Below are 22664 nucleotides of genomic sequence, written 5' to 3' on the forward strand. Positions count from 1 at the left end.
GGGGCCGGCGCTTCGGCGCCGGCCCCGTCGGCGTTCCCGCGTCAGCCCAGCACGGCCGCGACCACCACGAGGACCGGCACGGCGAGGATCGTCGACAGCAGGATCGACTCGCGGGCCAGGGTCTCGCCGACCCGGTAGCGCGAGGCGTACGTGAACAGGTTCTGCGCGGCGGGCAGGGCCGAGGTGACCACCACGTCGAGCAGCGGCGCGCCGTGCAGTCCGAACAGGCCGACGGCCAGCGCCCAGGCGGCGAACGGCTGGCCGACCGCCTTGAGCGCGACGGACAGCAGCACCGGATGCCGGTCGAAGCCGCGCCCCGGCATGCTGCTGCCGCACAGCGAGATGCCGAACGCCAGCAGCACCGCGGGCACCGACATGCCCCCGATCAGCTGGAGCGGGTCGAGGATCGGTCCCGGCACGGTCAGACCGGTCGCCGACACCGCGACCCCGCCGAGCGAGCCGACCGCGATGGGGTTGCGCAGCGGGGTGATCAGCCGCTGCCACAGGGGACGCTTCTCGCCGCCCCCGGTGAGGTCGAGGACGGTGAGGGCGATGGGGGTGACCATGATCTGCTGGAACAGCAGCACGGGCGCCACCAGCGAGGCGTCACCGAGCACGTACACGGCGATCGGGATGCCCAGATTCCCGGAGTTGACGTAACTGGAGCAGAGCGCGCCGATCGTGGTGCGGCCCACGCCCCAGCGGCGTACGACGCCGACCGCGACGAACACGCCGGCCGCCGCGGCCGTGCTCATCGCCGTGACCAGCAGGCGGCTGGAGAAGATGACCGACAGGTCGGCCTGCGCGAGCGTCGTGAACAGCAGTGCGGGGGAGGCGACATGGAAGGCGAGCTTCGTCAGCACCTCCCGGCCGTTGTCCCCGAGGTGGCCGCGCCGGCCGATCACATACCCGACGCCGATCACCACGGCGATGACCGCGAAGCCCGTCAGCACCCCCTGCACGGCACCTCCCCGACGATGAGGAAGCCGTCGGCCATCACGGGAGGCGCTGATTCTTGGGGCATACACCTAACCCTCCGGGGAAGGCTGGGCGCAGGTCAATGTGATCCTTTACGGACTACGCGATGAGTTCCCCGCTCCCGATCGGTCTACTGACTGTGGATTCCACGACACCCGCCGTACTCGTGCTGCCAGGACTCGTCACCAGGGACGAGGTGCCCCGGCTCTGCGACGACCTGCTCGCCCGGCTGACGGCGGCCGGGGGCGGGGTCGTGGTCTGCGACGTCGCCGGGATCGGTCCGCCGGGGCTGGCCGTCGTCGACGCGCTGGCGCGACTGGAGCTGACCGCACGGCGCGCGGGGGGCCGCATACGGCTTCGCGACCCGGACCCCGCGCTGCGCGGCTTACTCGCCCTGGTCGGTCTCCGCTTCGAGACGGAGGGGGAGCCCGAAGAGCGGGAACCAGCGGGCGGTGTCCAGGAAGCAGTGGAAACCGGCGATGCGCCCCTTTGAGATCTCCAGCACCTGAACCGCCCAGGGCGTGAACCCGCCCTCCTCCGGATCGGGCTTGTACTGCGCGAATCCGGGCAGGCCGTTCACCTCGACCGGCACCAGGCGCGAGCCCTCGCACGCGGCGCCCATGGTCGTCATGAATCCGGTGATGTCGTCCGTGCCGCGCAGCCAGAGGTCGAACGGCGGCATCGTCATGATGGCGTCCTCGTGCAGCAGCGCCGTCAGCGCCGTCATGTCGTACCCCTCGAACGCGGCGACATAGCGCTCCAGGAGCTTGCTCTGTTCCTCGTCGAGCGGGTCGGACACGGCGGCGTCGGCGCCCGCCGCGTCACTGTCGGCGAGCGTCGCGCGGGCCCGCTGGAGCGCGCTGTTGACCGACGCGACCGAGGTGCCGAGGAGCTCGGCGACCTCGCTCGCCTTCCACGCGAGCACCTCGCGCAGGATGAGCACGGCACGCTGCTTGGGCGGCAGTTGCTGGAGGGCCGCCATGAAGGCGAGGCGCACCGACTCCTTCGCGACCGCGGCCTCGGCCGGGTCGGCGGTGGTCGGGAGCACACGCGCGTCGGGGACAGGCTCCAGCCAGGTGTTGTCCGGGCGGGGGGTGAGTGCCGCCTGGGCCAGCGGCGAGGGGGCGGAGAGGTCCATGGGACGAGCCCTTCGGTTGCCCGCGTTCAGCATGTCCAGGCAGACGTTCGTCGCGATGCGGTACAGCCACGACCGCATCGAGGAGCGGCCCTCGAACTTGTCGTAGCTCCGCCAGGCGCGGACCATCGTGTCCTGGACCGCGTCCTCGGCCTCGAAGGAGGAGCCGAGCATGCGGTAGCAGTAGCCCGTCAGCTCGACGCGGTGCTTCTCCAGCCGGACGTCCAGGTCTGTCGTCGTCGCCGTACCGTCGCTCATCGCCAACCCACCCCTGAGGCTGTTCCGTTCCGCGCTTCGTCGCGCCAGCACCTCGGAAGCTACCGCAGCCCACTGACAATGGCCCCCGGAGTGGACGAACCCGCAGCTCGGAAGGGGTCCGGCTGCGGGTCTCCCCGATGTCCTCGGGGCTTCGTCCGCGGAACCGCGCAGCGGCGCGGAAGGCCTCGTCCTCGATCGCCGGACGGACGGACTGTCCGGCGCGGGGCCGCGGACCTCAGTGGGCCGTGGCCGCCGTGCGGGTGTGGGCGCGGGCCGCGTGGGAGCCGAAGAGGGTGATGGTGACGACGCCGAGGACGGCGAACAGACCGAGGGCCACGGTCCCTGCCCAGCCTCCCGCGTGGAAGGCGACCGCCCCGAGCGTGCTGCCGGCGCTGGACCCGATGTAGTACGCGGACTGGTAGAGCGCGGACGCCTGGGCACGACCCCGCTGAGCGGTGTGGCTGACGGACGACGACGCCACGGCGTGCCCGGCGAAGAAGCCCGCGGTGATCAGGACCAGCCCGGTCAGGACCGTCGCCAGCGAGTCGGCCAGGGAGAGCAGGAGCCCCGCGGTGGTCGTGCCGCCCGCCAGGTACAGCGCGCCCCGGCGGCCGAGCCGGGTGACGAGCCGGCCCGCGGTCGACGCGGACACGGTGCCCACCAGGTAGACGAGGAAGATCGAGCCGACGATGCCCTGCGGGAGGGAGAAGGGGGCGTCGGTCAGGCGGTAGCCGATCACGGTGTAGACCCCGCCGAACACCGTCATGAACAGCGCGCCGATCGCGTACAGCCGGCACAGCAGGGGGTTCGCGAGGTGGTCGCGGACCGTGCGGGCCAGTACTCGTGGCCGCAGCGACCCGGGCGTGAAGTGCCGGGGCGCGGGGAGCAGCAGCCGGAACGCGATCGCGCAGGCCACCGCGATCACTCCGATCGCGCCGACGGCGACCCGCCAGCCCCATTCCTGCGCGACCCAGCCGGTGATGACCCGGCCGCTCATCCCGCCGACGCTGTTGCCCGCCACGAACAGGCCGATCGCCGTGATCAGCGCCTTGGGGCGGACCTCCTCGGCCAGGTACGCGGTCGCCGAGGCCGGGAGCCCGGCCAGTGCCGCGCCCTGCACCGCGCGCAGCGCGACCAGCGCGCCGATCGAGGGGGCGAAGGGGACCAGCAGCCCGACCGTCACCGCCACCGCCAGGGACGCCGTCATCAACGTACGCCGTCCGAAGCGCTCCGACAGGGCGCTCATGGGCAGGACGAAGAGGGCCAGTGCGCCGGTCGCCGCCGACACCGTCCAGCTCGCCTCACTCGCGCTGACCCCGAAGTCCGTGGAGACGAGGGGGAGGAGGGCCTGGGTGGAGTAGAGGAGCGCGAAGGTCGCGACGCCCGCCAGGAAGAGGGCGAAGCTCATCCGGCGGTATCCCGGCCCACCCGGGGCCATGCGGGTGTCGGCCCCGGAGACGGGCGCAAAGGCGGTGGAAGCGGACGGAGTGGCGGCGTCCAGGGTGGTGGACGCCCCGGTACTGGCGGAAGGCATACCTCGAAACTAAGCAGCCGCAGCTCATCCGTCCAATGCATGGAATCGTCATAATCGTTCCTGTGATGCATGAGAAGAGGTCAGAGACGCGCCTGTCACCGTCCAGTGACACAGAAGACATCGCGGCGGTGCTCGCGCCACGCCTCGCGTACTTCGCCGGGGTCGCCCGCATCGAGCATGTGACCCGGGCCGCCCAGGAGATGCGGGTCCCGCAGTCGACGCTGTCGCGGGCCATGGTGAGGCTCGAACAGGACCTGGGCGTCGACCTGTTCGCCCGCCGCGGCCGTACGGTGTCGCTGACGCCGGCGGGCCGCACCTTCCTCTCCTCCGTCGAGCGCGCCCTGTCCGAGATCGAGCGCGCCGCCGACGAGGTGCGGGCGGACGCCGACCCGGCCACCGGCAAGGTCGCCTTCGGCTTCCTGCACACCATGGGGTCGGAGACCGTTCCGGGACTGATCCGCGCCTTCCGCGCCGATCACCCCCGCGTCCGCTTCAGTCTCGTCCAGAACTACGGCGAGGCGATGCTGGAGCGGCTGCGCTCGGGAGAGCTGGACCTGTGCCTCACCTCGCCCGTGCCGGACGCGCCCGATCTGGTGGCCCGCCGTCTCGACGAGCAGAAGCTGCGGCTCGTGGTGCCGGCCGACCACCGGCTCGCCTCCCGCAAGCGCATCCGTCTCGCCGAGGCCGCGGACGAGACCTTCGTGACCCTCGAACCCGGCTACGGGCTGCGCCGCATCACCGACGACCTGTGCCGGGAAGCCGGCTTCAAACCGCGGATCGCCTTCGAGGGGGAGGAGACCGAGACGCTCCGCGGGCTGGTGGCCGCCGACCTCGGCGTGGCCCTGCTGCCGCCGCCGGCCGTGGCCCGGCCGGGCGTCGTCGAACTCACCGTCACCGCTCCGCGCGCCGTGCGCGAGATCGGGGTGGCCTGGCTGGACGGCCACCCGGACACGCCGCCGGTGGCCGCGTTCAAGAGGTTCCTGCTGTCCCGGCGGGGTCATCTCCTGCCGGACTGACCGGGCACCCGGCGGTCCGGCCGGACCGCGCCCGGACGGCGTCCCGGCCGGGAGCCCGCGCCGGCTCCCGGCCGGCGGAGACGGCAGGGACGGCAGGAACCTCAGCGCCGCTTCAGCGACTGCCCGAAACCCGCCGCCAGCGGCATCCGCAGACCCAGCGGCGGCGGCGCCGCGAGCGCGTCCTCCACGGGCCGGGAGAAGGCGTGCCCGAACAGGGTGCCCAGCACGAAGTCCTCGGCCAGGGCGAGGACTTCGTTCCGGTACTGGTGCAGGGCGTGTCCGTCGGCGTGGACCTCGAAGCGGCAGATGTCGCGGTTGGCCTTCTTGGCGCGCGCCGCGAGCCGGAAGGACAGCTCCGGGTCGGTGCGTTCGTCTTTGGTGCCGTGCACGATCAGCACCCGCCGGCCGGCCAGCTGCTTCACCGGTTCGGGTGGCGCCGCCACGTCCTCCTCGGGCAGCCAAGGGGCCAGTGCCAGGACGGAGTTGACGGCGGAGTGACCGGCCGAGCGCAGCGCCGCCCGGCCGCCCATGCCGATGCCGACGAGGCAGACGGAGACGTCGCCGTAGCGGCGTACGACCTCGTCGACGGCCCAGGAGGCGTCGCGCGCCAGGTGCGCCTCGCTGCCGTTCCAGCCGCGAAACCGGTAGTGCACCACGTGCGTGACCAGTCCGTCCGCCTGTCCGGCGCGGGTGAGGCGGCGCCCCAGCGCCCGGACCGAGGCGCTCGCCATCATGGGGGACGGCCTGCGGGCGGAGGTCTCCTCGCCGCCCGGGAGCAGCAGAACCACTGCGCTGACCGCCGTCGGCTCCGGGCCGAGCGCCCTCCCCAGCCGGGCCGTGCGAACCGGCGTCGCTTGCTGTGCCATGACAGAACAGTGTCAGAAGCCATGGTGTACGCCACCCGTCCGCACGGTCACCGTTACGTATCGACGGGTTCGTACAACAGGAGTTCTACGCGCGTAGGGGCTACAGTGCGGAAATGACGAGCCAGATCCAGAACACGCCGAGCTCGGAACAGATCCGCCGGGCGCCCAAGGTGCTGCTGCACGACCACCTCGACGGGGGCCTGCGCCCCCGCACGATCGTCGAACTCGCCGAGGAGACGGGGTACTCCGGTCTCCCCGAGACCGATCCCGAAAAGCTCGGCGTCTGGTTCCGCGAGGCCGCGGACTCCGGCTCCCTGGAGCGGTACCTGGAGACCTTCGCCCACACGTGCGCCGTCATGCAGACCCGGGACGCCCTCGTCCGGGTCGCCGCCGAGTGCGCCGAGGACCTCGCCGCGGACGGCGTCGTCTACGCCGAGGTCCGCTACGCGCCCGAGCAGCACCTGGAGAGCGGTCTCACCCTCGAAGAGGTCGTCGAGGCGGTCAACGAGGGCTTCCGGGAAGGGGAGCGCCGCGCGCGGGAGAACGGCCACCGGATCAGGGTCGGCGCGCTGCTGACCGCCATGCGGCACGCGGCCCGCGCCCTGGAGATCGCGGAACTGGCCAACCGCTACCGCGACTTGGGCGTCGTCGGGTTCGACATCGCCGGTGCCGAGGCCGGCTACCCGCCCACCCGGCACCTCGACGCCTTCGAGTACCTCAAGCGCGAGAACAACCACTTCACCATCCACGCCGGCGAGGCCTTCGGGCTGCCCTCCATCTGGCAGGCCCTCCAGTGGTGCGGCGCCGACCGGCTCGGCCACGGCGTCCGGATCATCGACGACATCCAGGTGCGCGAGGACGGCTCGGTGGAGCTCGGGCGACTGGCCTCGTACGTCCGCGACAAGCGCATCCCGCTGGAGCTGTGCCCCAGCTCCAACCTGCAGACCGGTGCCGCCGACTCGTACGGCGCCCATCCGATCGGACTGCTGCGACGGCTGCACTTCCGCGCGACGGTGAACACCGACAACCGGCTCATGTCCGGTACGAGCATGACCCGTGAATTCGAGCACCTTGTCGACGCATTCGGTTACACGCTCGACGACATGCAATGGTTCTCGGTCAATGCTATGAAGTCAGCATTCATTCCTTTCGATGAACGACTGGCCATGATCAATGACGTGATCAAGCCCGGATATGCAGAACTGAAGTCCGAATGGCTGTTCCAGCAGACCGCCTCCACCAGCGGTTCTGCGACGAATCAGACCTGATGGGAGGGGTCGGGAGGCGGCCGGGTCTTCACCCCATCTCCATGACTCGGCCGTTTTTCGATGTTTGCGACGCGTTGCCTCGCGTGTTTACGTTTTTGGACCGCTCACCCCGTCTCACGGATCCAAGGACGCGTTAGAAATGAAGCAGTCTGCTGCCAAGACCCTCGGTGTCGCCGCTCTCGGTGCCGCCTTCGCCGCGGCCGGCGCGGGTGCCGCCAACGCGGCGCCGGCCGTGCCGGACACCTCCGCGGCGCTGGACACGGTCACCCAGACCCTGCCCGCCGAGAACGTCGCCAAGGCGCTGCCCGGTGCCGGTGAGGCGCTCACCCAGGGGCAGAGCGCGCTCGGCACGGGTGTGGCAGCCGCACAGCCCGCCGCGGCGAAGCTTCTCGCCGACGGGCCCACCGCGCCGGTGGCCGGACTGCTCGGAGGCCTGCCGGTGCAGGGACTGCCCACCCACGGCCTCCCGGTGAACGGTCTGCCGATCGGCTGACGCCGGCCGTGTGCACAACGCCGATGGGGCGCACCCCGGTTGGGGTGCGCCCCATCGGCGCGTGCGCAGGCGGCGGCTCACCAGGCGGTGCGGGCCTTGTCCTCGGACGGGAACAGGATCCACAGCGCTATGTAGAGCAGGAACTGCGGGCCGGGCAGCAGGCACGACACCAGGAAGATGACGCGCATCGTGGTCGCGGAGGTGCCGAAGCGCCGTGCCAGCGCGGCGCACACTCCGCCGATCATGCGGCCGTTCGTGGGGCGGGCAAGGGCGGTCATGGTGGCTCCTTCGCGAACCGTCTCCGAGTGCCGGACTCTCCGGCCTTCGATGTCTTCGACGGTACGCGGACGAAGCGGGACAGGCCTCGCTCTACGGTGCGATCCCGACCCTGGGAATCGTCGGGGTCCGACCCTGAGCCGTGTCCTCCCGGGGAAGGGCCGCTCCGTCGCGGGTCTCGACCCGTCGGCGGAGCCGGGCACGGGCCGCGGGTACGACGGCGAGGTGGGCGAGGGCCACGCCCACCGTGTTGAGCAGCATGGAGTCGACGTCCACGACCTGCCCGGGTACGCCGGTCTGCAGGAGCTCGATGCCCAGCGAGATCAGGGCGCCCGCGGCGACCGTACGGGCCAGGGAGCCGAGACGCGAGACGGCCAGCTTGCCGCCGGCCAGGGGAAGCAGCACCCCGAGCGGGGCGAGCAGACCGACCCCCTCGGCGATGCGGCGGGTCGCCTCCCGGGGGCCCAGCGCCAGGTCGGCTCTGATCCCCGCGAACGGCCGCAGATTGGCGGCGCTCACCCAGGGGACGTCCAGGGGGCGCAGTGTGATCCAGGCGACGAGGGCGAGGTGTGCGACGAGGAGGACACCTCCTGCCACACGGACGCGGGTCACGGCACTGCCGCCGTCTGAGCCTTGACGCTGCACGACCCCCAAGACGCGGCGCCCGGCACGATCGGTTCCGGGCGACAGGTTTTCGACCCGTCCGGACTCCCGCCCCGCCCGGCCGGGGGAATCCCTAGCCCTCGACCGCCGACGACGGGGGCGCGTTGGTGCCGGGATCGGAGCGGACCTCGGGGGTGCACTGGTAGCTGCGCAGCGGGGCCGGCACGGGACCGCCGAGGATCACCGAACCGTCGTCCTCCGCCGCGGCAGAGTCGGCGAAGGTGCAGACGATCTGGGCCAGCGCCGCCCGGGTGAGGTTCTCCGGCGGGGTGCTCAGCCGGAGCGTGTCCTCGGGATCCCTGCCCCGGGGACCACCGACCGTCATGCCGCCGCGGACGTCCGTGGTGTAGCCGGCCTGCTGCTCGGTCGGGGAGGGCGTCTCGGCCAGCTCGTCGAGGAGCCCCTGGGCGACCAGGACGCGGCGCGCCGCCTCCGCGGTCCCGTCCGGGATGCGGACCGACCGGTCGACGGTGACCAACTGGGCCGAGCACAGCAGGAAGACCTGGACCGGCACCCCCCGCGAGGACTGGGTGGAGATGTCGGTGCCCGACAGGGCGCACGGCACCCGCGACGGCGCCGGGCCGAAGTCCGTGGGGACCTGGGTGGAGCGGATGCCGCAGCCCGTGAGCAGCGCGGCGAGCAGCGGGACGGCCAGCCAGGGGCGTACGCCACGCCGGCGGAGGGGTCGTGCGGTGGTCATCCGGCGGTGCCTTCCGTGCCGTTCCCGTTCCTGTCGCGGGGGTCGTCGGCGAGCAGCTCCGACGCGTCCTGGGGCAGGCGCAGCGTGAACACCGCGCCTGTCTCGGGGGAGTTCGCCGCGGTGATCTCGCCGCCGTGGATGTGCGCGTTCTCCAGGGCGATGGACAGTCCGAGACCGCTGCCCTCGGAGCGCGGGCGCGACGCGCTCGCCTTGTAGAAGCGGTCGAAGACGTGCGGCAGGACGTCCTCGGGGATGCCCGGACCGTGGTCCCGCACCTCGATGACCAGTTCCTCGCCCTCCAGCCGCACGGCCACCCGCACCGGCGATCCGCCGTGCTTGAGGGCGTTGCCGATCAGGTTCGCCAGGATGACGTCGAGGCGGCGCGGGTCGAGGCGCGCCATGATGCCGCGCTCCGCGTCCAGGTCCACCGCGTCCAGCCAGGCCCGCGCGTCGATGCACGCCGTGATCTGGTCGGCGATGTCCACGTCGTCGAGGACGAGGCGCGCGGTGCCCGCGTCGAAACGGGTGACCTCCATCAGGTTCTCGACGAGGTCGCCGAGTCTGCGGGTCTCGCTGACGACGAGGCGCACGGCCGGCTCGATCATCGGGTCGACGCTGCCGGTCTCCGCGTCGAGCTCCTCCTCCAGGACCTCGGTGACGGCCGTGATCGCCGTCAGCGGCGTCCGCAGTTCGTGCGACATGTCCGCCACGAAGCGGCGCGAGGCCTCGTCCCGGGCGCTCATGTCCGCGACCCGTTTCTCCAGTGCTTCCGCCGTACGGTTGAACGTCCGCGACAGGTCGGCGAGTTCGTCGGTGCCGGAGACCCGCAGCCGGGTGTCGAGCTTGCCCTCGCCGAGGCGGCGGGCCGCGATGCCCAGACGGTGCACGGGCTTGAGGACCGTGGTCGCTGCGGCCTGGGCGAGCAGCGCGGAGCCGATCAGCGCGAGGCCGGTGGCGATGCCCAGGGACCACGCGAGCGAGTTCAGGTCCTTCGCCTCGGGTTCGAGGGACTTGAGCATGTAGCCGGTGGTGGTGCCGCCGATCACCTTGGCACCGCCCACGAGGTACGGCTTGTCGTTGTCGGTGACGCGCTGCCAGTACAGGTGGTACTCGGACTTGTTGTTCGAGTTCAGCGGCTGCTTCCTGTTGACCGCCTTCTGCAGGGACTCGGGCACGTCCTCCAGCGTGAAGGTGTCCAGCGCGGAGTTGCCGACGACGGTCTTGCCCGCACTGTCCTCGGCGACCAGGAGCACGCTGAAGCGCTGGCTGCTGTTGGCCATCTGCCCCGCCGTGCGCTGGAGTTCGTCCTGCCCGGGGTGCACCGGCAGCATGCTCGCGTGATTGCGCATCTCCTGCTGGAAGTCGCGCAGCACCGCGTCCTGCGTACGCGTCAGCACGGCCTCGCGGTTGAGCCAGTACGCGATGCCTGACGCCGACACGGCGGCCGTCAGCGCGACCAGCCCGAACACCACGACCAGCCGCAGCCGCAGGCTGGTGAAACGCAGGCCGGACAGCAGCGCCTTGCGCGCCGCGGCCCAGCCGCGGAGCTTGTCCTGCGGTTTGGTCACGGTGTCCGAACGCTCGCTTCCCCGCGCGTGCGGCGCACGGACACGATCTGCGGTCCCGGTGCGCGCAGGGTTCGACGACGGCCTCCGCCGGGGCGCGGCCCGACGGCCGCCCTCGCGTCGCTCACGACGGAGAGTCCAGGCGGTAGCCGACGCCCCGCACGGTGCGGATCAGGGTGGGGGAGGAGGGGACGTCCTCGACCTTGGCGCGCAGCCGCTGCACACACGCGTCGACGAGCCGCGAGTCGCCCAGGTAGTCGTGCTCCCACACCAGACGCAGCAACTGCTGGCGGGACAGCGCCTGACCGGGACGGCGGCTCAGCTCCAACAGCAACCGCAGCTCGGTGGGCGTCAGTTGGAGGTCCTCACCGTTCTTGGTGACCGTCATCGCGGCACGGTCGATGACCAGCGAGCCGAACGTGGCCGAGTCGTTGGCCTCACGCTCGCCGCGTCGCAGCACGGCACGGATACGGGCGTCGAGCACCCGGCCCTGCACGGGCTTGACGACATAGTCGTCGGCGCCGGACTCCAGACCGACCACGACGTCGATGTCGTCGCTGCGCGCGGTCAGCAGGATGATCGGCAGCTGGTCGGTGCGCCGGATGCGCCGGCACACCTCGAATCCGTCGATGCCGGGCAGCATCACATCCAGCACGATCAGGTCCGGCCGCTGCTCGCGCAGCAGCTTCAGACCGTCCTCGCCGGTGGCAGCGGTGGCCACACGGTGTCCCTGGCGCGTCAAAGAGAGCTCCAGGGCCGTACGGATGGCGTCGTCGTCCTCGATCAGCAACAGGGAAGGCACGAACGTCATTCTGGCCCATGTCATGGCCGGGTATCGACCGTTGGAGCGCTCCCATCCATCTCCCGCACAGAAGGAGGGCCCTCCCGCGTGGCGAGGAGGGTCCGAGTGGTCATCTGCGTAGTCGTACCGCTCTTCTCCGTGATCGGCCTGTGGCGCGCCCACGGACGGGCCCTGTGACAGGTCTGTGACAGTCGGCGGACACGGCCATGAAGTGCCCCGGGCAAGCTTTTCGACACGAGCAAGGCAGTACGGCGAACGAACCGAAGAACCGGGACTCCACGACGGGGGGCGCGAGATGAACACGCTGCACAGCACCAGCACTAGCGCAGTTGTCACGCGTCTGCACGACGTCACCCGGGTCACGGAGAAGTCCGGTGCCGTGAGCGGGCGGGGGTGCGCTCGCGGCACCGGGCGTCAGCACACCGCGTACATGACGGTGGTTGACGCCTTCACGGGGGAGAGCCCCGCGGCATCCGCCGCGGGCGCTGCCGGGGGGAAGGCTCACGGGGGAGCCGCGTACGGGGAGGGCACGGGGGAACGCCGCCAGACGGCGGAGACGGCGAATGCGGAAGCGGCGTTCACCGCCTACGTCCAGGAGCGTCGTGCCTCCCTGTACGCAACCGCCTATCACCTCACCGGTGACCGTTTCGAGGCCGAGGACCTGCTGCAGAGCGCGCTGTTCTCGACGTACAAGGCCTGGGACCGGATCAGCGACAAGGCCGCGGTCGGGGGCTACCTCCGCCGCACCATGACGAACCTGCACATCAGCGCGTGGCGCCGCCGCAAGCTGAACGAGTACCCGACCGAGGAACTGCCGGAGACGGCCGGTGACACGGACGCGATGCGCGGCACCGAGCTGCGCGCCGTGCTGTGGCAGGCGCTCGCCCGGCTGCCGGAGCTCCAGCGGACGATGCTGGTCCTCCGTTACTACGAGGGCCGCACCGATCCGGAGATCGCGGACATCCTCGACATCAGTGTCGGCACGGTGAAGTCGAGCATCTGGCGGTCCCTCCGCCGGCTGCGCGAGGACGAGGTCCTCAGCTTCGGCCGTGACGAGGAGGAGTCCTTCGGGGAGCTCGTCGCCTGAAGGCCTGGGGGGAACGCAAGGGGAAAGGGGCAGCACTCGGGGGAGTGGTGCCGGGGGGAACCAACGGGGTCACGGGGGAACGGGGACCACGGGGGAAACGGGAGAAGGTCCAGGCGGACGGGGGGTTCGCCTGGACCTCTTTTCGTGTGTCCGCGTTCGCCGGGCTATTCGGTCTTCTTCCGTCTCGCGTCCGCGAGGACCGACCGCGACCGCTCGACCATGCGCCGCTTGCGTTCCGCGACCGCGGCCAGCGCCTTCTCGTGCTGCCCGATCAGCCGCTTCTGGTGCCCCGACTCGATGTCGTGACGCGTCACCACGTAGTCGGTGGCGCTCTTGCAGCGCACGTCGGCCTCCGCCGTCCTGATCTCCTCGGCCGAGGGAGCGGGGAAGCCCGGGTGCGGACCGTCCGGGCTCGTCCGCAGGCTGCGCCAGGTGGCGTCGTCGACCGCGGAGAGCGGGTCGGGATAGCGCAACCCGGACCTGCCCATGCAGGCGCTCCACCGCTTGTCGAGGGCGCGGACCGCGGCGTCCTCGCGGGTGGTGGCGGAGGCATCGAGGAAGAGTTTCTGAACGACCATCAGGTCATCGGTGGCCCGGTCGGCCAGGGCGGCGCGCTGGGCCGCGCCGTGGCAGCCGCCCTCGGGCACCCCGTCCGGCACCGCGGCCGCGGCCGTTCCGCTCCTCTTGTCGGCCAGCTGTGCGGTACCGGTGTAGACGGCCTTCGCGGCGGGCGTGATCGTCCGCTCCTGTGCCGCGCTCCGCTGCTGCGCCGCCACGGCCTGCCGCTTGGTGACGCCGTCGGGCAGCGGCGGCTTGTAGCCGTAGACGCGGACCGACTCCAGGTCCGTGGGCCCGTACTTGCGTGCGTTGGGCGGCAGTTCACCGGCGGGCGCCTGGTAGGCGGGCCGGCTCACGCCGTACTTCTTCATGCAGGCGCGGGCCAGGACGGAGACGGCGCGGTCGACGGCATCGGTCTCCCGCGCGTCCGGGAGGTAGGCGTCCAGGGGGTACGCCTTCGGGGCGTGGGCGAAGGAGGTGGCGACCGCGGGCGTGGTGTCCTCGCCGTCCCGCCCGTCGTGTCCGCCCCGGTCCTGCTCGCCCGAGGAGCAGGCGGTGGCGAGGAGCGCGACGGCGGCGGTCACGGTGATCGTCGCCCCCGAACGGATCGCCGGTCTCGTCCAGTTGAGCATATTTCAGATGATCACTCGTGCCGCCGGCCGTCAAGTGCCCGCAGGCGAATGACAGTTCGAGTATGCGGTTTCTGGTCGTGATCGTCGATCTTTCGGCCATTCACCGGAACGCGTTCCGGTACGGCGCCGGTCGGTGTGCCAGGGTCACGAGCGCAGTACGGCGCTCTCCGCCCGCACGGGCGGTGGGCCCCACAGCGCCGGAAAGAAGGGTACGGAATGAGAAGCGCACGCGTTCTCGCGGCCGCGTCGGCGATGTCCGTCGCCGCGATCCTCGCCGCGACGACCCCCGCGCAGGCGGCCAGCAACGACGGCACCTGCAACACGGACGAAGCCTGCATCTACCGCCTCGCGGACTACTCGGGCGGCATCTACGACACGCTGTCCAGCAAGAAGAGCTACAGCGGTCTCGTCTTCCACGGCACGTCGACCACCATCGACAACAAGGCGAGCGCCGCCAAGAACAGGGACCCCGACAACAACCTGTGGTTCTACCAGCTGGACAACTGGGCGGGCGACAGGTGGGGCGTGCCGGCCGGCGCCTCCACGAACTTCACCGGCTCGGACGACAACAAGTGGTCCTCGCACTGCTGGTCCGGCGCCACCGCGGGCTGCCCGGGCGGCTGACCCGCCCGCGCCCCCGGGCGCCGGGCCGCTATGCCGCCGTCGGGCGCGCGGGCACCCGGCGTCCGGCGGCAGCGGCGGTCAGCCGGCCCAGCGCCTCGGCCTTGTCGCACGGGTGCGCGCCCAGAGCCGCCTGGCGCGCCACGATCGAGCGCTCGGCGCGCATCAGCCGCCAGCCGCGGCGCAGCAGGAACGGCACCGACTTGCGGCCCTCGCGCAGATCGCGCACGAACCGGCGGCGGAACGTGGTGACCGGGCCGCGCGACAGACACAGCGCGTCCGCCAGCAGACCCAGCTCCCGGCAGCGCTCCACGATCTCCGCGGCGAAGACCCCCTCCGCGATGAACAGCGGCGTCCGCTCGAAGCGCAGCGTCTCGCTGCCGGTACGGGCGCTCAGTGAGATGTCGTACACGGGGATCGTCGTCCCTCCCGTACGGCACAGCTGCTCGATCGCGGCGACCGCGGTGTCCGCGTCCCAGGACAGCGGATGGTCCCAGTCGATGTCCTGGCTGTCCTCGACCAGCGGCAGCGTCGGGTCGGTGCCCTCCTTGTAGAAGTCGTCGAGGCGGAGGACGGGGAGCCCGGAGTCCGCCGCGAGAAGGGACTTCCCGGAGCCGGAGGGGCCGCAGAGCAGCACCACACGGGTGGGTATCGGGGGCTGGGTACCCAAAGTTCTGGACCTTCTGTGAATCGGCCTGGCTTCGCCACGCGTCGGACGCCTCCAGGACATTATCCCCCTCTCCGGGCCCGCCCCGGCCCCGCCGGAATCAGCCCGTGACGGGCTCCGTGGCCGGTTCCGGCTGCTGGCCCGCCACTGCCTCGTCCCCCTGTCCGGACACCGGCTCCGTCACGAAGCGGACCGACGCGTCCAGCTTCCGAGCCAGGGCCTGCGCCTCCTGCGGGGTGTCCGCGCCGACCGCGATCAGGGCCACCCGGTTGCCGACCGAGCGGTGCGGCTCGATGACGTCGCCGGGGGCGACGGCCAGCTCGGCGTGGATCACCGCGGGGTGCGCCACCACCGCGTCCCAGCCCTCCACCGCGATCAGCCGCCCGGACGGCGGGGTCAGGAAACGGATCGCCGAGCCGCGCACCGGCTTCAGCGCGCTCCGGTCGATCGGGCGGCCCAGGACGTCGTCGTAGACCAGACCGAACCACTCCAGGCCGGGGATGACGTACGGCAGCATGCGGTGGATCCAGCCGCCCGCGTTGCGGATGTGCACCTCGCCGAGGACCACGCCCCGCTCGGTCCACCACAGCTCCACGTGGAACTGGCCGTAGCGCAGACCGAGAGTGGTGAGCGCGGCCGTGACCTGGCTCTCGATCTCCTCGCGGGTGGTGTCCGGGACGATCGCCGGGATGACGTACTCGATCTCGAAGAAGTTCGGCGGCGGCAGCAGCTCCTTCGACGTGAGGGCGAGGACGTGCGGCGCGCCGTCGATGAAGACGCCCTCCGCGCTGTACTCGGGCCCCTCCACGAACTCCTCGACGATGAAGGCGCCGCGTTCCGGCAAGAAGTCCAGTGCGGCGGGCAGTTCCCCGGCGCCGTCGATCCGGGTCACGCCCTCGCTGCCCATCGCGTCGCGCGGCTTGACCACCCAGGGTCCGGTGGACCGCGCGAGGAAGTCCACCGCCTCGGCTTCGTCGGCGCAGACCCGGAACTGCGGCTGGAGGAACCCGGCGGCGGCCAGGTGGGCGCGGGCCTCGTCCTTGGTGCGGATCCGGTGGACCGCCTCCGAGGCGTTGCCGGGAGCGTCGACCGCGTCCGCGACCTCGGCGACCGCCTCCTGCGCCATCTCGCGCACGCCGAAGACGATGTCGAAGCGCTCGCCGGCCGCGACCCGCTCCCGGGCCCAGGCGGCACTGGCGCCGCGCTGCGCGAAGTCCACGGCGGAGGCCTCGTCGGCCAGCTCCGTGACGGTGGGGGTGGCGGCGAGGGTGGCCTCCTGGTTGGTCACATGGATGCTCAGGCCGCGTGCGCGGGCCTGGGTGAGGGCGTGCGTCACGACGTCGACGGCCAGGGTGGCGTCCCCGGCGCCGCCGACGAAGAGGAGGTGGGGGCTGGTCGGCTCGGCCATCTGGGCTCCTGTGGTGAGGGGTGGCAGGGTGAAGGGGGCGGGGGTCAGACGGTGAGCAGGAGCTTGCCGGTCGTGGCGCGGCTCTCCAGCAGGCGGTGCGCCTCGGCCGCCTCGGCCAGCGGGAGGGCGGCGTGCACACGCGGTGTGAGCGCACCCGCGGCGACCTGCTCGAAGACGGCGCCACCCGTCGCGCGCAGCGTCTCGGCGTCGTACACGTGGTCCTTCATCGTGGGCCGGGTCAGGAACAGCGATCCGCCGCCGCGCAGCAGCTCGACGTCCAGCGGCGGCACCGGACCGCTGGACAGACCGCACAGCGCGAGCGTGCCGCGGCGGCCGAGGCTGCGCAGGCTGCTCAGATAGGTGGCGGCGCCCACCGAGTCGTACACCACCCGGGCGCCGCGGCCGTCGGTCAGCTCGCGGACCGAGGCGTCGAAGTCCTCGTAGCCGATGGTGTGACGGGCCCCCGCCTCGCGGGCGATGCGCTGCTTGTCGGGGGTGGAGGCGACGGCGACGACGGTCGCCCCGCGGGCCGCGGACAGCTGCGTGAGGAGCCGGCCGAGGCCGCCCGCCGCGGCCAGCACCACCACCGTCTCGCCCTCGGCGACGGGATGCGTCTCGTGGGTGAGGTAGTGGGCGGCGATGCCCTGGAGGGCGACGGCGGCGGCGTCGGCGAGCTCCACACCGTCGGGGACGGGGATCAGCTTGTCCTCGGGGACCACGGTGTACTCGGCGTACGCGCCCAGCTGAGTGGCGTACGCGACCCGCGCGCCCGGTGCGAACGCCGTCACGCCCTCGCCGACGGCCTCGACCACCCCGGCGCCCTCCTGCCCCGGGGTGAAGGGCGCCTCGGCGGGATAGGTGCCGTTGCGGTAGTAGACGTCGATGAAGTTGACGCCGGCCGCCGTGTTGCGGACCAGGACCTGGCCGCTGCCGGGGCCGGGCGACCCGGTCTCCTCCAGGCGCAGTGCGGAGGCGTCGCCGGGCTTGTTCACGCGGATGGACTGCATTTTCTCTGCCAACTCCTGGTGGTGCGGGGTGTGCGCGGGGTTCACGACGGGACGGCCGGGGTCTCGCCGAAGACGTTCAGGAAGTAGTTGATGTCGGAGGTCAGGCCCTTCACCATGTCGCCGATCCGGGCGCCGTCGCCCGAGGCGAGGCCCTGTTCGTTCAGGCGGAGCGTGCCGGCGGAGAACGGCAGCGATCCGCTGGCGAAGTAGCGGATGGCACCGTCGGGCGCCCGGCGCGGGATCACTTCGGAGCGCGCGTAACGGCTGGCACTGAACGGGATGTCGAGCCGTCCCTCCTCGAAGGCGGTCGCGATGGACTTGTACAGGTCGCCGGCCGCGAGCACGGGCTCCACGATCTCGGCGACCTCCCTGAGGATCAACTCCCTTTCCCGTTCGATCCGTTCCTCGTCCAGTGCGATGAAGTCCAGCAGCGGGGAGTTGGCGCGCGAGGCCAGCAGCAGGCCGTCGACGTTGGCGCGGGTGTCGGGAATCCCGTACGCCTCCAGATACGTCTTGGTGATCAGCTTGGTGGCGCCGCCGAGCCGCGCGACCAGGGCGCCGTACAGGATCAGGTCGTCCGCGTGCGACCGCTCGCGGGGGAAGACGCCCATGAACTCGTGCAGCACGGCGTGCACTTCGACGTCCGCGGGCAGATAGCGGGCGCCCAGCGAGTGGATCGCCCGCAGCGCGGCCACGTCCTGCTCGAAGTGCCCGCCCTGCGGGTACGCCACCGACACGCAGCGCACGCCCTCGCGGGTCGCCGCCACCGCCTCCAGGACGCTGATCGCCAGGGAGATCGACGGCGGTACGAGCACGGCGGTCAGCGTGCCGAACAGCTCCCGGTCCACGACCAGTCCGCGCCCGGCGAGGTCGCCGCAGAAGGCGTCCACGTCCCGCCAGGCCGCCAGCGACTCGCTGAGCGGAACGGCCTTGGAGTAGGGCAGGTTGTACGAGATTCCGCCGCCCTCGAACGAGGTGATGCCGGACGCCACCGTGGTCTCGAACAGCAGCCGCGCGTCGGGGGAGCCGTGCCGCACCTCCAGCGGGGCCGCCACCGACTCGTTCAACTGGCGCCCCCGTTGCCACCCGTGGGTGACCAGGGGGTAGCCGTTGAGGTCCGCGGGGTTGCGCAGCAGGGCGGCCCTGGCGTTGTCGAACCGCTTCAGACGGGTGTGGGAGTCGATGGTGAGGGTGAGGATGTCCGGCCGGGCGTGCCGCTCCAGGTCCTGAAGGAGTGTGGTCATCTGTGCGTGCGAGCCGACGCCGCAGCGCGGCTGGAGGGCGACGCGCCCGTCCGTCCGCGCCGCGCGCAGCACCTCGGCCGCCGTCGGCTTGCCCAGCTCCTTCACATAGGCCACGGATTCGGCCGGCGAGGGCAGCTCGGCGGGTTCGGGCGGGATGCCGGGGTCGGTCATGAGGCGGTGGCGGGCGCCAGGGTGCGTTCCCGCAGCTCGTCCAGGGTGGCGGGCAGCAGCTCCGGGTCGGACAGGATGACGTCGACGCCGAGCTGTCGCAGGCGTTCGAGGTCGGAGCTGTCCTTGCGGCTGCCCACGGAGAGGTTGCCGCCGAGGATGACGGGGCAGCCCAGCTGGCCCCGGGCGCGGGCGTCGGGCAGCTCCCGCAGGTCCTCGTGGGCGTGTCCGTTGAGACTGCCGATGATCACGGCCTCGGCCTCGGGGTGTTCGGCGTGGGCCTCGGCGAACTCGGCCACCGGGGTGCAGGTGCCGAGGTTGACGACGTGGAAGCCGCGGGCGCGCAGGGCGTGCGCGATGAGGTGGTTGGCCACGACGTGGCTGTCGCTGGCGGCCACACCGAGGATGACGGTGCGGGGTGCCGCCGCGTCCGCTCGACGGGCTGCTGATCGTGTGTCTTCGTGCCGCATGGATGACCCCCGGTGAAATATGGGCGGATGGCGCAGTGGCTAGTCGTCGAATGCCGCGAACAATTCCCGCTTGCTGACTTCACGCAGCCGTGCGATGTCGAATTCTTCGGGGTCCGCGACGGACAGTGAGTCGAAGACCAGATTGATGGCGGGAACCAGGCCCCAGGCCTGTTTGTACGGGCCCCAGCCGGGACTTCCCCGGTCCGCGTCCGCCTGGCGCTCGAAGATGTAGTTCGCCCATTTGGGAGTGGACGGATAACGGTGATGGAAATCATGGACCACCGTGTCCCCGGTGAGCACGAGATAACGCGAGGGTGCGTGCACGAACAACATACGGGCCGCCCAGCCGCACCAGGCGGCGGTCCGCCGCAGCGGTGGCAGCTCCGGAGCGGGAGCCGCCTCGCCGATGAATATGGCGTTGGTCAGGCTGCCGAAATACTCTTTGCCGCGGCGCACTTCGAGATGGGGTTCGGGAAAGGTGTGCTTCACGCACAGCCGCAGGGTGTTGCTCACCTGGAACAGCGGCAGCAGCGGCACGAACCAGCCGATCAGCAGCGCCGGCCAGGTTCCGGTTGCGACGGTGGCGGCCACCGCGCCGCCGTACAGGGTCAGCGAGACGGCCTTCTCCGAGGTGGCCGAGCCGTGCCAGAACGAGCGGGCGCGGGCCACCGTGAAGTTGAGGTGGAACCACGGCGAGACCAGTTTGCCGAGGACCCGGCGCCACATCTGCCGGCGGGTCATTCCCGGGTGCAGATCCAGGCTGACCAGGAACGCCTGCACGGTGGGGTCGCGCAACGTCATGTGGTGGGCGGCATGGTGGTCGCTCACGTGCTCACGGCTGTAGCGGGCGAAGTTCTGGATGATCAGCAGGCTCGAGGTGGCCCGGCCGATCACCGCGTCGAGCCGCCGGCGGCGGTACATGTTCCGGTGCGAGCACTGGTGGTAGATCATCATGCGCAGGTTCCGCATGCCATGCAGGGTGATCGCCCAGCCCGGAAGCAGAAGCAGCAGCCAGAGCGATCCGAGGGCCAGGGCGGTGCAGCTGACCGCGACGCCCAGGGCCATGGAGAAAACGGCGGAAGCGAGATGGAAACCGGGTGTCCACCAGCGCGGGGCTTTCTGCCCGGCGAGCGGTTTTCCGGTGAACAGGGTGAGTGGATACTGCGTGAACCGGGGCAGGGCGCGCATGGTTTCGCGAGGATCCGAGTAATCCGCAATGCCTTCGGTCCGGTAGCCACTGTCTATGGCTGCCATTGCACTCCTTGAGGTCAGGGAGCTATGAGTTCCTGATATCGGCGTGGGTGCGCCGATGATCCTGACAGGAACTCTCCGGTGGGGTCAACCTTTTTCAATCATGAACTGCATGCGTGCTGTGCGGTGGCCCGGCTGTTTATGAAATCCGCGTGAAATCACGGACGGCGGGCGGCCGGGATTCGGGCATGCCGAAGGAATTCCCGGCGCCTGTACTGGTGCGCGTGGGAGAAACGGGCTCGGCCTATTCGTCCCGGGCGTGGAAGTGGGCGTGGGCGTAGGCGCCGACGGCGACCGCGCGGTCGCCGCGACGGCCGCGCCCGCCGAGGCTGCCGGGGCGTCGGAAGGGACCGGAGAGCTCGGGGTGGCTGAGAGCGGGGTGGCGGGAGGTGGGGTGGCCGGGTCCGCCCGGGACGTCGGGGCCCACGGCTCCGGGACCCGGGGTCCGCCCGGGTCGCGGTGCCTACGACTCCGAGGCCGTGGCGCCGCTCACCTGCGTCATCGGCTGTGCCTGCTCCGGCAGTTCGCGCCGCCGGCGCACCGGCGAACAGAACACCGGCAGGAAGGCCGTGGCCACGAAGACGCCCCCCACCCAGAGCGTGGCGTGCACCCCGATGAGTTCGCCGAGCACACCGGAGACCGCGGCACCGACGGCGAGCGCCCCGGTGAGCAGGAACCGGAAGGTGGCGTTCATACGGCCGAGCAGCGCGTCGGGGGTCATCCGCTGACGCAGACTCACACCGAGCACGTTGTCCATGCCCACCTTGAACATGGCGAGAAACCACCCGGTTCCGGCGAGCAGCAGCCAGGCGCCGTGGTCGACCAGGGGCACCAGCAGTCCGGAGGGCGCCAGACACAGCCCGGCGATCCCGAGGGTGCGCCCGAAGCCCAGGCGGGCGGCGACGGGCCGCGCACAGCGGGCGCCGACCAGCAGGCCGACCCCGCCGGCCGCCCAGAACAGGCCCAGTGCGCCGCCCGGCAGCCCGAGTCCGCGGACGAACCAGATCGGCAGCATGGTGTTGATCACAGAGGAGCCGAGGTTGCCGAGGGACGCGGTCAGGGCCAGGGCCCGCAGTTCCCCGTTGCCGAGGACGTGCCGCACCCCCTCGCCGATCTGGGTCCGCAGTCCGCCGCCCGCCGCCGGGCGCGGCGCGGCCGGCGCCGGGGTGCGGCGCAGGAAGAGCAGCGCCACGCCGGAGGCCAGATGGGTGCCCGCGCTGAACAGCACGGCGGCGGGCGCGGTGAGCAGCGAGACCAGCCCGCCGCCCGCGCCGCGTCCGCCGACGTTGCCCGCGGCGATGAGTGTGTTGATGTCGGCGTTGGCGCGAACGAGGCTGTCCCGTCCGACGAGTTGAGGCAGCACGCTCTGCGAACCCACGTCGAAGAAGACCGTGGCACAGCCGTTCAGCAGGACGACCGCGTAGAGCTGGCCGAGCGTGAGCGCGTCCAGCCACCAGGCCAGCGGGACGGTGGCCTGGAGCAGCGCCCGCGCCAGGTCCGCGACGATCAGGACCCGGCGGTGGCTCAGCCGGTCCACCCAGGCGCCGGCCGGCAGGCCGATGACCAGGAAGGCGATCGTACTGAGTGTGGCGAGGGCGCCGACCTGCCCGGGACCGGCGTCCAGCGCGGTGACGGCGACGAGCGGTACGGCGACGTAGGTGATGTTGGCGCCGAGCTGGCTGAGAGCTGACGCGGTGAACAGGGTGCGGAAGTCGGGTATCCGCCAGGGCGAGTTGGGCTGCATGGTCCGTTCGTCCGGTCGTCGGTCCGCAGGCGCCGTTGTGCGGCGGCCGTGTCGGGTGGGGGAGCAGGGAGCCGGTGTCCGCGGGAGCGGACACGGGTTCCGGGGCCGGGGCGGGCGGTGAACCCTCCGGCCCTACCGGTCAGAGGTGGCAGGGCAATGGGCGACAGAAACAGCCGACGAGAATGGCCGAAACCGGCGAGATGCTGGCCGGAATGCAATCCGGCATTGGCTCGATCACCGGTGTTTCCTCCCC

At 71.5% G+C, this 22664-nt stretch carries 24 protein-coding genes; 6 read left to right on the plus strand and 18 right to left on the minus strand.

From position 1 onward, the window contains the following. Positions 1-41 precede the first annotated feature (41 nt). The gene (locus ABEB03_RS32225; protein ID WP_345656354.1) at positions 42-962 is read right to left on the minus strand and encodes an AEC family transporter; all 921 of its coding nucleotides are present in this window, start codon (positions 960-962) and stop codon (positions 42-44) included. Positions 963-1084: 122 nt separating this feature from the next. Here ABEB03_RS32225 and ABEB03_RS32230 point away from each other — a divergent pair, with 122 nt between their 5' ends. Beyond that, a complete protein-coding gene (locus tag ABEB03_RS32230; RefSeq protein WP_345656355.1) occupies positions 1085-1471 on the plus strand; it encodes an STAS domain-containing protein in 387 nt (128 codons plus the stop codon). Here the strand turns inward: ABEB03_RS32230 and ABEB03_RS32235 are convergent. Beyond that, positions 1364-2371 carry a sigma-70 family RNA polymerase sigma factor gene (locus ABEB03_RS32235; RefSeq protein WP_095936218.1) on the minus strand — a complete coding sequence of 336 codons (1008 nt, stop codon included), beginning with the start codon at positions 2369-2371 and terminating at the stop codon, positions 1364-1366. The genes ABEB03_RS32230 and ABEB03_RS32235 overlap by 108 nt on opposite strands. A gap of 235 nt (positions 2372-2606) precedes the next feature. Next, on the minus strand, positions 2607-3905 hold the full coding sequence (locus ABEB03_RS32240) for an MFS transporter (protein ID WP_345656356.1): 1299 nt from the start codon (positions 3903-3905) through the stop codon (positions 2607-2609). Between the two features lie 65 nt (positions 3906-3970). Between ABEB03_RS32240 and ABEB03_RS32245 the strand changes: the two genes are divergently transcribed. Then, entirely contained in the window at positions 3971-4921 is a 951-nt protein-coding gene (locus ABEB03_RS32245) for a LysR family transcriptional regulator (protein WP_345656467.1), read from the plus strand. A gap of 101 nt (positions 4922-5022) precedes the next feature. On the opposite strand, the gene ABEB03_RS32250 is transcribed toward ABEB03_RS32245, so the two are convergent. Beyond that, on the minus strand, positions 5023-5787 hold the full coding sequence (locus ABEB03_RS32250) for an alpha/beta hydrolase family protein (protein ID WP_345656357.1): 765 nt from the start codon (positions 5785-5787) through the stop codon (positions 5023-5025). 113 nt (positions 5788-5900) lie between these two features. Between ABEB03_RS32250 and ABEB03_RS32255 the strand changes: the two genes are divergently transcribed. Next, a complete protein-coding gene (locus ABEB03_RS32255) occupies positions 5901-7055 on the plus strand; it encodes an adenosine deaminase (protein ID WP_345656358.1) in 1155 nt (384 codons plus the stop codon). A 139-nt stretch (positions 7056-7194) separates the two neighbouring features. Next, entirely contained in the window at positions 7195-7548 is a 354-nt protein-coding gene (locus ABEB03_RS32260; protein ID WP_345656359.1) for an ATP-binding protein, read from the plus strand. Between the two features lie 77 nt (positions 7549-7625). Here the strand turns inward: ABEB03_RS32260 and ABEB03_RS32265 are convergent, their stop codons facing one another. The 5 genes from ABEB03_RS32265 to afsQ1 all read right to left on the minus strand — a co-directional run bounded on the left by ABEB03_RS32265 (position 7626) and on the right by afsQ1 (position 11554). Further along, on the minus strand, positions 7626-7826 hold the full coding sequence (locus tag ABEB03_RS32265; protein WP_095936224.1) for a PspC domain-containing protein: 201 nt from the start codon (positions 7824-7826) through the stop codon (positions 7626-7628). Between the two features lie 91 nt (positions 7827-7917). Then, positions 7918-8469, minus strand: coding sequence for a VanZ family protein (locus tag ABEB03_RS32270; RefSeq protein ID WP_345656360.1), 552 nt, complete (start codon positions 8467-8469; stop codon positions 7918-7920). Positions 8470-8560: 91 nt separating this feature from the next. Continuing rightward, positions 8561-9187 carry a hypothetical protein gene (locus ABEB03_RS32275; protein ID WP_345656361.1) on the minus strand — a complete coding sequence of 209 codons (627 nt, stop codon included), beginning with the start codon at positions 9185-9187 and terminating at the stop codon, positions 8561-8563. Further along, the gene (locus tag ABEB03_RS32280) at positions 9184-10755 is read right to left on the minus strand and encodes a HAMP domain-containing sensor histidine kinase (protein ID WP_345656362.1); all 1572 of its coding nucleotides are present in this window, start codon (positions 10753-10755) and stop codon (positions 9184-9186) included. Before ABEB03_RS32280 ends, ABEB03_RS32275 begins: the two co-directional genes overlap by 4 nt. Positions 10756-10876: 121 nt before the next feature. Next, on the minus strand, positions 10877-11554 hold the full coding sequence (afsQ1, locus tag ABEB03_RS32285) for a two-component system response regulator AfsQ1 (protein ID WP_028802973.1): 678 nt from the start codon (positions 11552-11554) through the stop codon (positions 10877-10879). A gap of 295 nt (positions 11555-11849) precedes the next feature. On the opposite strand from afsQ1, the gene ABEB03_RS32290 reads away from it, so the two are divergent. After that, complete coding sequence (locus ABEB03_RS32290) at positions 11850-12641, plus strand: SigE family RNA polymerase sigma factor (protein ID WP_095936228.1); 792 nt, start codon at positions 11850-11852, stop codon at positions 12639-12641. Between the two features lie 164 nt (positions 12642-12805). Here ABEB03_RS32290 and ABEB03_RS32295 read toward each other — a convergent pair whose 3' ends face one another. Next, entirely contained in the window at positions 12806-13831 is a 1026-nt protein-coding gene (locus ABEB03_RS32295; RefSeq protein WP_345656363.1) for a hypothetical protein, read from the minus strand. A 216-nt stretch (positions 13832-14047) separates the two neighbouring features. On the opposite strand from ABEB03_RS32295, the gene ABEB03_RS32300 reads away from it, so the two are divergent. Beyond that, positions 14048-14455 carry a peptidase inhibitor family I36 protein gene (locus ABEB03_RS32300; RefSeq protein WP_345656364.1) on the plus strand — a complete coding sequence of 136 codons (408 nt, stop codon included), beginning with the start codon at positions 14048-14050 and terminating at the stop codon, positions 14453-14455. Positions 14456-14483: 28 nt separating this feature from the next. Here the strand turns inward: ABEB03_RS32300 and ABEB03_RS32305 are convergent, their stop codons facing one another. The 8 genes from ABEB03_RS32305 to ABEB03_RS32340 all read right to left on the minus strand — a co-directional run bounded on the left by ABEB03_RS32305 (position 14484) and on the right by ABEB03_RS32340 (position 22411). After that, entirely contained in the window at positions 14484-15122 is a 639-nt protein-coding gene (locus ABEB03_RS32305) for a uridine kinase family protein (protein ID WP_345656365.1), read from the minus strand. 97 nt (positions 15123-15219) lie between these two features. Then, entirely contained in the window at positions 15220-16527 is a 1308-nt protein-coding gene (locus tag ABEB03_RS32310) for an ATP-grasp domain-containing protein (protein WP_345656366.1), read from the minus strand. 44 nt (positions 16528-16571) lie between these two features. Further along, a complete protein-coding gene (locus ABEB03_RS32315) occupies positions 16572-17534 on the minus strand; it encodes a quinone oxidoreductase family protein (protein WP_345656367.1) in 963 nt (320 codons plus the stop codon). 41 nt (positions 17535-17575) lie between these two features. Beyond that, on the minus strand, positions 17576-18949 hold the full coding sequence (locus tag ABEB03_RS32320; RefSeq protein ID WP_345656368.1) for a methylaspartate mutase: 1374 nt from the start codon (positions 18947-18949) through the stop codon (positions 17576-17578). After that, complete coding sequence (locus tag ABEB03_RS32325; protein WP_345656369.1) at positions 18946-19416, minus strand: cobalamin-dependent protein; 471 nt, start codon at positions 19414-19416, stop codon at positions 18946-18948. The genes ABEB03_RS32320 and ABEB03_RS32325 overlap by 4 nt, the downstream gene beginning before the upstream one ends. Positions 19417-19455: 39 nt before the next feature. After that, positions 19456-20670, minus strand: coding sequence for a stearoyl-CoA 9-desaturase (locus ABEB03_RS32330; RefSeq protein WP_345656370.1), 1215 nt, complete (start codon positions 20668-20670; stop codon positions 19456-19458). 241 nt (positions 20671-20911) lie between these two features. Then, positions 20912-21094, minus strand: a complete 183-nt coding sequence (locus tag ABEB03_RS32335; RefSeq protein ID WP_345656371.1) for a hypothetical protein — start codon at positions 21092-21094, stop codon at positions 20912-20914. Between the two features lie 36 nt (positions 21095-21130). Further along, positions 21131-22411 (minus strand): MFS transporter, encoded by a 1281-nt coding sequence (locus tag ABEB03_RS32340; protein WP_345656372.1) that lies wholly within the window; start codon positions 22409-22411, stop codon positions 21131-21133. Between the last annotated feature and the right edge of the window lie 253 nt (positions 22412-22664).

Source organism: Streptomyces siamensis, from assembly GCF_039543605.1.
Taxonomy (GTDB): domain Bacteria; phylum Actinomycetota; class Actinomycetes; order Streptomycetales; family Streptomycetaceae; genus Streptomyces; species Streptomyces siamensis.

Excerpts from the sequence above, each read along its gene's own strand:
- ABEB03_RS32265 (WP_095936224.1), bottom strand. The coding sequence starts at position 7,826 with ATGACCGCCCTTGCCCGCCCCACGAACGGCCGCATGATCGGCGGAGTG.
- ABEB03_RS32230 (WP_345656355.1), top strand. The coding sequence starts at position 1,085 with ATGAGTTCCCCGCTCCCGATCGGTCTACTGACTGTGGATTCCACGACA.
- ABEB03_RS32245 (WP_345656467.1), top strand. The coding sequence starts at position 3,971 with ATGCATGAGAAGAGGTCAGAGACGCGCCTGTCACCGTCCAGTGACACA.
- ABEB03_RS32240 (WP_345656356.1), bottom strand. The coding sequence starts at position 3,905 with ATGCCTTCCGCCAGTACCGGGGCGTCCACCACCCTGGACGCCGCCACT.
- ABEB03_RS32330 (WP_345656370.1), bottom strand. The coding sequence starts at position 20,670 with ATGGCAGCCATAGACAGTGGCTACCGGACCGAAGGCATTGCGGATTAC.
- ABEB03_RS32275 (WP_345656361.1), bottom strand. The coding sequence starts at position 9,187 with ATGACCACCGCACGACCCCTCCGCCGGCGTGGCGTACGCCCCTGGCTG.
- ABEB03_RS32315 (WP_345656367.1), bottom strand. The coding sequence starts at position 17,534 with ATGCAGTCCATCCGCGTGAACAAGCCCGGCGACGCCTCCGCACTGCGC.
- ABEB03_RS32295 (WP_345656363.1), bottom strand. The coding sequence starts at position 13,831 with ATGCTCAACTGGACGAGACCGGCGATCCGTTCGGGGGCGACGATCACC.
- ABEB03_RS32255 (WP_345656358.1), top strand. The coding sequence starts at position 5,901 with ATGACGAGCCAGATCCAGAACACGCCGAGCTCGGAACAGATCCGCCGG.
- ABEB03_RS32320 (WP_345656368.1), bottom strand. The coding sequence starts at position 18,949 with ATGACCGACCCCGGCATCCCGCCCGAACCCGCCGAGCTGCCCTCGCCG.
- ABEB03_RS32325 (WP_345656369.1), bottom strand. The coding sequence starts at position 19,416 with ATGCGGCACGAAGACACACGATCAGCAGCCCGTCGAGCGGACGCGGCG.
- ABEB03_RS32300 (WP_345656364.1), top strand. The coding sequence starts at position 14,048 with ATGAGAAGCGCACGCGTTCTCGCGGCCGCGTCGGCGATGTCCGTCGCC.
- ABEB03_RS32340 (WP_345656372.1), bottom strand. The coding sequence starts at position 22,411 with ATGCAGCCCAACTCGCCCTGGCGGATACCCGACTTCCGCACCCTGTTC.
- ABEB03_RS32310 (WP_345656366.1), bottom strand. The coding sequence starts at position 16,527 with ATGGCCGAGCCGACCAGCCCCCACCTCCTCTTCGTCGGCGGCGCCGGG.
- ABEB03_RS32290 (WP_095936228.1), top strand. The coding sequence starts at position 11,850 with ATGAACACGCTGCACAGCACCAGCACTAGCGCAGTTGTCACGCGTCTG.
- ABEB03_RS32260 (WP_345656359.1), top strand. The coding sequence starts at position 7,195 with ATGAAGCAGTCTGCTGCCAAGACCCTCGGTGTCGCCGCTCTCGGTGCC.
- ABEB03_RS32250 (WP_345656357.1), bottom strand. The coding sequence starts at position 5,787 with ATGGCACAGCAAGCGACGCCGGTTCGCACGGCCCGGCTGGGGAGGGCG.
- ABEB03_RS32235 (WP_095936218.1), bottom strand. The coding sequence starts at position 2,371 with ATGAGCGACGGTACGGCGACGACGACAGACCTGGACGTCCGGCTGGAG.